Source organism: Mailhella massiliensis (assembly GCF_020741395.1).
GTDB classification, from domain to species: Bacteria; Desulfobacterota; Desulfovibrionia; order Desulfovibrionales; family Desulfovibrionaceae; genus Mailhella; species Mailhella massiliensis_A.
Genome location: NZ_DYZA01000043.1, coordinates 1 through 7,597 on the forward strand (window position 1 = coordinate 1; position 7,597 = coordinate 7,597).

7 protein-coding genes are annotated in these 7,597 nt (G+C 59.9%); 5 read left to right on the forward strand and 2 right to left on the reverse strand.

Going from position 1 to position 7,597, the window contains the following annotated elements; translation table 11 throughout:
• The first annotated feature begins 61 nt into the window (after positions 1 to 61).
• The gene (locus K8W16_RS02380) at positions 62 to 1,669 is read left to right on the forward strand and encodes a DNA repair protein RecN (protein ID WP_304120831.1); all 1,608 of its coding nucleotides are present in this window, start codon (positions 62 to 64) and stop codon (positions 1,667 to 1,669) included.
• Between the two features lie 1,105 nt (positions 1,670 to 2,774).
• Here K8W16_RS02380 and K8W16_RS02385 read toward each other — a convergent pair.
• On the reverse strand, positions 2,775 to 3,251 hold the full coding sequence (locus K8W16_RS02385; protein WP_304120833.1) for a 23S rRNA (pseudouridine(1915)-N(3))-methyltransferase RlmH: 477 nt from the start codon (positions 3,249 to 3,251) through the stop codon (positions 2,775 to 2,777).
• A 37-nt stretch (positions 3,252 to 3,288) separates the two neighbouring features.
• On the opposite strand from K8W16_RS02385, the gene K8W16_RS02390 reads away from it, so the two are divergent.
• The 4 genes from K8W16_RS02390 to K8W16_RS02405 all read left to right on the forward strand — a co-directional run bounded on the left by K8W16_RS02390 (position 3,289) and on the right by K8W16_RS02405 (position 6,315).
• Positions 3,289 to 3,933 carry an L-threonylcarbamoyladenylate synthase gene (locus tag K8W16_RS02390; RefSeq protein WP_304120834.1) on the forward strand — a complete coding sequence of 215 codons (645 nt, stop codon included), beginning with the start codon at positions 3,289 to 3,291 and terminating at the stop codon, positions 3,931 to 3,933.
• Positions 3,934 to 4,041: 108 nt separating this feature from the next.
• Positions 4,042 to 4,563, forward strand: coding sequence for an NUDIX hydrolase (locus K8W16_RS02395; protein ID WP_304120835.1), 522 nt, complete (start codon positions 4,042 to 4,044; stop codon positions 4,561 to 4,563).
• A gap of 14 nt (positions 4,564 to 4,577) precedes the next feature.
• On the forward strand, positions 4,578 to 5,000 hold the full coding sequence (locus tag K8W16_RS02400) for a hypothetical protein (protein ID WP_304120836.1): 423 nt from the start codon (positions 4,578 to 4,580) through the stop codon (positions 4,998 to 5,000).
• Between the two features lie 103 nt (positions 5,001 to 5,103).
• The gene (locus K8W16_RS02405) at positions 5,104 to 6,315 is read left to right on the forward strand and encodes a metallophosphoesterase (RefSeq protein WP_304120838.1); all 1,212 of its coding nucleotides are present in this window, start codon (positions 5,104 to 5,106) and stop codon (positions 6,313 to 6,315) included.
• Between the two features lie 346 nt (positions 6,316 to 6,661).
• On the opposite strand, the gene msrB is transcribed toward K8W16_RS02405, so the two are convergent.
• The coding region (msrB, locus tag K8W16_RS02410) for a peptide-methionine (R)-S-oxide reductase MsrB (RefSeq protein WP_304120839.1) at positions 6,662 to 7,597 on the reverse strand (936 nt) is incomplete at its 5' end.

The window sequence follows — 7,597 nt, forward strand, 5'->3', positions numbered from 1 at the left end:
CTTTTTTCAACGAAATATGGGCTATCGGGCTTCGGCCCCAACATTTTCTGCTGGTGGAATCATGCTGGAATACCTGCGCATACGCGGCCTTGCGCTCATAGACGACATGGAGCTGGAATTCGGCGAAGGGATGAACGCCCTGACGGGGGAAACCGGCGCGGGCAAAAGCTTCATTCTCAAAGCCATCAATTTCGTCCTTGGGGACAAGCTCAGCACCGACATGGTGCGCCCCGGGCGCGACAAGGCGCAGGTGGAGGCTCTTTTTACCCGCAAGGGGCCGGAAGGCGAGGAAGAAGTGGTGCTCCGACGCGAACTTTCCGCCGCCTCCGGGCGCAGTCATTTTTTCCTCAACGGCTCCCTCACCTCACAGGATGCTGTGCGGGCGCTTCGCCCCTCGCTGCTCTTCCACGTCAGCCAGCACGGGCAGCAGCGTCTGCTCCTGCCTTCCTATCAGGCTGCGCTCATTGACTCCTTTCTGCCCGACCCGGGCATCGTCGCCCGCAAGGATGCCCTGCTCCGGGAGCTCAAAAACGTGGCGGAACAGCGGCGCGTTCTTCTGGAACGCATGGACATGCTGAGCGAGAAGCGGGAACTTCTGGAAATGCAACAAAGGGAAATTGAAAAAGTCGCGCCCGAGGAAGGGGAGGAAGAGCGCCTGGAACAGGCCCGCGCGGAGCTTAAGAGTGTGGAGCGCCTGAGGGGCCAGTACGAACAGGGGTTGGAGCTCATGCTGGGGGGCGAAGGCCCGGGCCTTGCCACTCTGCTGGGGGAGATGGAGCGCCTTCTGCATGCCCTCTCGCAGGAGGATGAGAGCTTTTCCCCTTCTCTGGAAGCACTGCTCAATTTCGAGGAAGAAGCCCGGGAGCTCACGCGCCGTTTCCGCTCCACCCCCTCTTCAGGGAGTGAATTCGACCCCGACGAGCTGGAAGCCCGCCTGTATGAGCTTTCCCAGCTCAAGCGCCGCATGCGCAGAAGCATTCCGGAAATTCTGCGCCTGCGCGACGAAATTGCGGAAAATCTCTCCTTTCTTGACGCCTGCGGCCTTGATCTGCACCGCCTGGAAAAGCAGGAACGCGAGCTTTCCAAAAAACTTCATGCGATACTTGAAGAATGTAACGTCCTCCGCCGGGATGCGGCTTCCCGCTTCTGCGTTGCGCTGGAAAAGGAGCTTGCTGGGCTCGGCTTTTCCGAGCGCGTCCATGTGGAACCGGAGGCATCGCCTCATGAAATATGGCCGCAGGTGGAGGACAAAGTAAAGGTCATCTGCCCTGCCTGTGTGGAAGAGCGCTACCGCCTGCTCTGGGCGCCCAACCCGGGCCAGCATGCGCAGCCTTTGGACAAAATAGCTTCCGGCGGCGAGCTGTCGCGCTTTCTGCTGGCCGTGGTGGGAGTGCAGGCCACAGGTGAAGACGCCACTCTCATTTTCGACGAAGTGGATGCGGGTGTGGGCGGCATCACCCTGAACCGCGTCTCCGAGCGCCTGCATGAGCTTGCCTCCCGACGCCAGCTTCTCATCATCACCCACTGGCCGCAGCTTGCCTCCCGCGCGGCTCAGCATTTTCAGGTGTGCAAGGAAGAGCGCGGCAACGAAACTTTTACGCTCTGTCGCCCGCTGGACGCTCACGCCCGCGCCGAGGAACTGAAAAGAATGGCAGGCGAGGAAAGCTGAGAGGGCCGCTTGCGGGCAGATGCGCTTGTTTTCCTTCCGCCCGCAGGCCCGTTTTCTCAACAGGCGTGATTGCCATGTATCCCCGTCTGCTCCCGATTTGACGAAGCACACGGGCGGCATATAAATTCTGCCCGAGCGCACGCCCCTCTCCCAACAGGAGACAAACCATGGCCGCCTATCGGGGCATGGATATGGATACATGGAAACGCGCCGGGTATTGCCGGATTTTCCGCAATGGCCTGGAGCCGCAGTAATGCGTCACTTTGAGCTCGATATCACGCATTTTCTGCCCCTTGTCCGCTCCGGCCTTGCCCTCTATGCCGTAACACACTTGCCAATCGCATAGAGGAATTCCGCTACCGCTTCGTGAATGGAGAGGTCGCACTTTTCGAGCAGATTCATACGTCCTTCACCCGGCTGAACAGGGACACGGGGCTTTTCAAATTCGTCCGTGCCGACATGGAAAACAGCATGGAGAACTATGTGAAAAAAGCCGTGGAAAAACTCAGGCACAGAAGAAATACTTTACCGGTCCGGAGGACGACGTGTTCCTCTTCTCCCCCATGCCGTGGATTTCCTATACCCGCATTTCCCTACCAGTTCCGGCAGAAAAGACTGTGCCAACCCGCTCTTCGACTGGGGAAAATACCGTGGACAGGAAGGAAAAACGCGTCTGCCCTTCTCCGTACGGGTGCAGCATTCCTTGTGGACGGCATACGCCTGGGGAATCCGGCCGACGGGCTGCAATGCGTTCTTGACGCGCAAAACTAAACGCCGTTTTCCACAAAGCAGAAAGCCCCGTCCACAAATATTCCTTTCCTCTCCGGGGAGAAGCATACTTCCGGAAAGGTGTGCGCTCCTCGCCACATGCCCGTTGTCCCGGGCACGGAAATTCCCGTCTTTCCCGACACGAAAAAATACCGGAACGCAGAAAAACGGTTGAAAAAACGCGCCGAAGAGGACGCGTGTCTGCAACGCCCCCTCTGAAAACAGGAGGCGAAAACCTCTTCCGACCCCAAAACGCGAAGAAGAGGGGCCGCCTTCCCTGAACTTCTCCCGCCTTTTCGCCGCAAGCAGGGCAGAGCCTGACGTTTTCCCGCAGCAATCAGTCGTGATGATAGGGCATGTTGCGCAGAAGCGTTTCCGCTCTGTAGAGCTGTTCCAGAAGCACCACGCGGGCCAGCTCATGGGGCAGGGTCTGCGGGCCGAAGGCGATGAGATGGCGCGCCTTTTCCCGCACGCTTTCATGCAGGCCGAAGGGGCCGCCCACGATAAAACACGGGCGACGCGTTGCATCGGTGGACATTCCTTCCAAAAAGCGTGAAAATTCCCGGGACGTCATGGAGCGGCCCTTTTCATCGAGGCAGACCACGATATCCTGCGGCTCAATCGCCGCAAGGATGCGCTTTCCTTCCTCTTCCACGCGCCGGGCCACCGGCAGCGCGGGGTCGGAATCACGGATGACGGTTTCCGTCAGCCGCCTCCAGCGAGAAATTCGTTCCATGTAGTGGGCCGCGGCATCCTTCCAGAAAGAGGCGCGCAGCCTGCCGACCGTCATGATTCGTAATGGTTTCAAACTCATGGCTTCACTATAGGCTCACCTTTTCCCGGAGGCAAGCGTGACTCTCACAAAGCAGGAAGCATTCCGCCGCATACGCCTGGGCGGCCTGCTCATCTATCCTACGGAAACTTTTTTCGGCATAGGCTGCCGTGCCGACGACGCCTCGGCCGTGAAGCGCGTGTTCGAGTGCAAACGCCGCTCGTTATCCATGCCGCTCCCCGTCATTCTCGGAAGCACGGAACAGCTCGGCCTTGTGGCTCGCCCCGGCCCGGAACTGGCCGAAGATATTGCCCTTCTCGCCCGTTTCTGGCCCGGCCCGCTCACCCTGCTTCTTCCGGCCGTTTCCGGCCTGCCCGAGGCACTTACCGGGGGGAGCGGACGCATCGCCGCCCGCGTGAGTTCCCACTCCGCAGCCCGGGAACTTGCGCTTGCCTGCGACTTTCCTATTGTCTCCACAAGTGCCAACGTAAGCGGAAGGAGCGCAGTCACAAGCTGCGACGCCCTCGATCCCGAACTGCTTGCCGCCCTGAACCCGGAAATCGACGGCGTGTTCGACGCGCCCCCCGCTCCCGGCGGAGGTGAGGCCAGCACCATCGCGGAGCCTCTGGGCGGGCGACGCCTGAACCTCCTCCGGCAGGGAGCCCTGCCCGTATCCTCCCTGGAGAAGGCAGGCTTTACCCTGGTCTCTTCCGCCTCCGCATGACACCTGTTTTCCCGAATGTCGCCCGGTGACTTGCGATGCCTGCCTCTCTGCCATAAAAACAGCTCCGGCCGACAGTTTTTTTCACTCTCAAACTCCTGAGGATCATGCATGAACCATCCCCGCTACTGCCCTTCCTGCGGTACGCTCGTCGTCAAATACAGTAACCCCCTGCCCACGGCCGACGTCATCATTTATGATGAGCAGCGCGGCATAGTGCTGGTAAAACGCGGCGCTCCGCCCCTCGGCATGGCGCTCCCCGGCGGATTCATTGAAGAAGGCGAAAGCGCCGAACACGCCGCCGTGCGTGAAATGAAAGAGGAGACAGGGCTCGACGTGGAGCTTGTCGGGCTTCTCGGCGTCTATTCCTGGCCGCTGCGCGACATGCGCTGCCACACGCTCACCACGGTATTTGTGGGCCGCTCCGCCCATCCCGAGCTTCTCCAGGCCGGGGACGATGCGGCGGATGCCGCCTTTTACCCCCTGGACAACCTGCCCGGCCCGCTCTGTTTCGATCACGGCCGCATCATCAGCCATTTCCGTGACTGGGTGGAGGGCCGCCGCCCGCTTCTGCCCTGTGCGGAAGATCCCTCCCTTGATTACGGCGATATCGCCTATACCCGCCCCTTCTAGCCTCTGGAGTCGCCATGTTCCATTACGGCCGCAATTCAGCCGATGAACAGGATATCTGGCTCAAGGAACACTTCCGCAGCCGCACTGCGGGCGCGGAATTCATGCTTCCCTGGACCATAGACCTCTGGTTCGGCATCGTGACGGCCCTGAAATCGCTGTTCACGCCCGCCGAAATGAAGACCATCATCGAAGCCCATAAGAATATCGTCATCGACACCTCGCACCTGCGTCTTACCCACCTGCTGCTGCATGTGATGGAACAGTGCGACAGGAAAGAACTGTACCAGAAATACGGCAGCAGTCCGCGCAGCCTGGAAACCAAGTTCCGCCAGCTCGACGACGCGCAGGCCTCCGTGCTCATCCTCTGGGCCTCGGCCTTCTGGCGCGGCCAGACCTGCTCTGCACAGGCCATGGAAAAATACATAGCCGTCAGATAGCTTCCCCGGCGCGACGGCCTGAGCATACCGTCGCGCGGAGGAAGCATTTCTTCCAAACATCAGCCGCGCGGCCGCCCGCGTCGCGCCCCGTGCAGGACATACCATGGCCGACTACAAGCGCAACCGCATGTTCTTCGCCTCCAGCACCACCTTCATGCTGGCCGTGGCCGCCTACATGTCGTTCAGCCTTTTGTGGCATGAACCTGTTCCCACAGGCTGGCGGGCGGCGCTCACGCTGCTTCTCCTTCTTCTTTCCCAGACCATCACCATCATGCGGGCTCTGGTCTCGTTCCGGCCGAATCTGCCCCTGCGCCTCATGCGCGTCGGGGGCTTCGTCTCCTCCTCCTTCATGGTGCTTTCCTGGCTCGTTCTTGTACGCGATGCTCTCCTTGCCCCCGCCTTCGTCGTATCCCTGTTCGTGCCCGGAACTGGCGGGGGAGTGGACATGTTCTTTTCCGCCCTCCTGTCCATTCCCGCGGAACTTTGCATGGTACTCTTCAGCCTCGCCGCCGCGGCCTTCGGCATGACGCGGGCGCTGGCCGTACCCTCCGTACGCCGTGTGGATATCCCTATACGGGGACTTCCCCCTGAATTGGAAGGCCTTACCATCGCCCATCTGAGCGACCTGCACATAGGCTCCACCTTCACCGGGGAATGGCTTGAAGAAGTGGTGCGCAGAACCAACGCCCTGGAGCCGGATTTCACGCTCATTACCGGCGACCTTGCGGACGGCACGCCGGAGCGCATCGGCCGCTTTCTCTTTCCCATCACCCGCCTCCGTGCCCGCTGCGGGGTTGCCGTAAGTGTGGGCAATCACGACTACTACGCCGGTCTGCGTTCCTGGGTGGATACCTGGCGCTCCTGGGGGATCACCGTGCTGGTGAACGAGCATAAGGAATACCGTGTCCGGGGAAGAAATGTTGTCGTCGCAGGCGTGTCCGACCCCTGCGCCGTACTTTTCCGCAGTCTGGACGCATCTCTCGGCCCGCCCGATACGCGAAAGGCCCTTCAGGGGGCTGGGGAAGGGCTGCGCATACTCATGGCACACCGTCCGGGCGATGCGGAACAGAACGCAGCGCTGGGCTGCCACCTTCAGCTTTCCGGCCATACGCACGGGGGGCAGTTCTTCTTTCTCTTCCCCCTTGTCTCGCGCATGAACCGCGGCTTCCGTTCCGGCCTCTACAAAGCGGGCTCCATGCCCGTGTACGTCAGCCCGGGTACGGGCATGTGGGGTTATGTGCCCATGCGCCTCGGCGTGGCAGCGGAGATCACCCTGCTCACTCTCAAAAAAGACTCTCCCCCCTCCCGGAGTTGAACGTCGCGTTCTTTCTAGAAAAAAGCGCGCCTTGCCAGGCCATGAAAGGCCAGCCTCTTCTCTTGCCGCCTTTCTCATCCGCCTCTTCGAGCACGATATCCCCCGTGCTGCAGAACCGGCATGATGCCCGAATCCCGTCATGCGGAGCATACCACCGAGGGGACGCTCGACGTAAAAAGCAGGCCCGCACGGACAAGTATCGGGAAACTCCGGCCTGCGGCAGGCCTCTGCCTGAAAAACATAAAAAGGCCGCAGGGGCTTTTACTCCTGCGGCCATGCTCCTTCCTGCGGACATTCCCTGAAAGCCTGCGACCGGTTGCGGGCCTATGCCTCCCGGGGACAAAGTTCAGCCCAATGCGTCGGTGACAAGGCTCATGAATTTTCCGTACCCCTCTTTCTCCATATCTTTATACGGGATAAAGCGGAGAGAGGCGCTGTTGATGCAGTAACGCAGGCCGCCCAGTCTGGCCGGACCGTCATTAAAAACATGTCCCAGATGGGAGTCGCCGACCCGACTGCGTACCTCCGTCCGCGTCAGTCCGTAGCTGGTATCTGGATATTCCACGATGACTTCAGGGGCAACGGGCCGGGAGAAGCTGGGCCACCCGCAGCCGGAATCATATTTGTCGGAGGAAAGAAACAGAGGTTCCCCCGTCACAATATCCACATAGATGCCGGGCTCAAAAAGGCGATCGTATTCTCCAGAATACGCATATTCGGTATGCCCCTTCTGCGTGACGTTGTACTGCTCCTCGGTGAGCTTTGCCCGAATCGCCTCATCCGAAGGTTTGGAATAGTCGGCCGGGTCAATCATCGGGGTAAACTCCGACAGGCTGGAAAAATCGATATGGCAGTAACCTCCCGGATTTTTTACCAGATAATCCTGATGGTAGTCTTCCGCCAGGTAGTAGCTCGTCAAGGGAAGCAGTTCCGTCGCAAGAGGAGAGGCATACTTTTTCTGTTCCGCATCCAGCACGGAACGCAGGAGTGCAAGATCGGCCTCATCAGTATAATAAATACCGCTCCGATACTGACTGCCTATGTCATTTCCCTGCCGGTTCCTTGAAAGCGGATTGATGATTTTGAAAAAATGTTCAGTCAGCGTTTTCAGTCCGACCACCTCGGGATCATAGATTACATGGACGGTTTCCGCATGCCCCGTTCTGCCGCTGCAGACCTGCTCATACGAAGGATGCGCCGTCGTGCCGTTGGCATAGCCGACCGTCACGTCACGCACTCCGGGTATCCGGGAAAAATAGGATTCCACCCCCCAGAAGCAGCC